The sequence below is a fragment of the Dolichospermum circinale AWQC131C genome (assembly GCF_000426905.1).
Taxonomy (GTDB): Bacteria; Cyanobacteriota; Cyanobacteriia; order Cyanobacteriales; family Nostocaceae; genus Dolichospermum; species Dolichospermum circinale.
Genome location: NZ_KE384651.1, coordinates 6,602 through 7,462 on the forward strand (window position 1 = coordinate 6,602; position 861 = coordinate 7,462).

1 protein-coding gene is annotated in these 861 nt (G+C 43.2%); it reads left to right on the top strand.

The features are described from left to right. Positions 1-9 precede the first annotated feature (9 nt). The coding region (locus ACIR131C_RS23505; RefSeq protein WP_269208812.1) for an MATE family efflux transporter at positions 10-861 on the top strand (852 nt) is incomplete at its 3' end.

Below are 861 nucleotides of genomic sequence, written 5' to 3' on the forward strand. Positions count from 1 at the left end.
ATTTCGCAAATGTGCGAAACGGGTATTTATACAGTGAATGCAGTCATGATGGGTTTACTTGGTACACAAGTTTTGGCTGGTGGTGCTTTGGGTTCGCTCGCTTTTTTGGCTTTATTCTTTACCTGCTATGGTATTACCTCAGCAGGAGGAGCACAAGCAGCCGAGGCTTTTGGGGCAAACAAAATAGATCAAGTTAGTCGTATTGCTTCTGGACAAATATGGCTAGCAGTTGCCTTGTCTTTACCTGCAATGCTTCTGCTTTGGCACGGCGATACTATATTGCTGCTGTTAGGTCAACAAGAAAGCACTGTATTACTGGCAAAAATCTATTTACAGACAATTGTGTGGGGCTTTCCTGCTGCACTTGGTCTTCTCATATTAAGAGGCATAGGCTCTGCTGTCAACGTCCCCCAATTGATGACTGTCATTATGCTGGCTGGGCTAATATTGAATGCCGCTGCAGATTATGTCTTAATGTTCGGTAAATTTGGTCTTCCTCAACTTGGTTTAGTTGGAATAGGCTGGGCAACTGTTCTGGTTTTTTGGGTTAGTTTTATAGCGGGAGTTATCTTACTTATTTTCTCCCCAAAAGTTAGAGATTATCAACTTTTCCGCTATATGCATCAGTTTGATAAACAGACGTTTATCAAAATTTTTCAAACTGGATGGCCTATGGGGATTCAATGGGCGTCAGAAACATCACTATTGAACGTCACAGCTTGGCTAGCAGGATATTTAGGAACAGTAACATTAGCAGCCCATGAGATTGCAGCCCAAACAGCAGAGATGGCGATGGTGATACCACTCGGAGTCGGCAATGTTGCTGTCACGAGAGTAGCTCAGACCCTGGGAGAAAAAAAA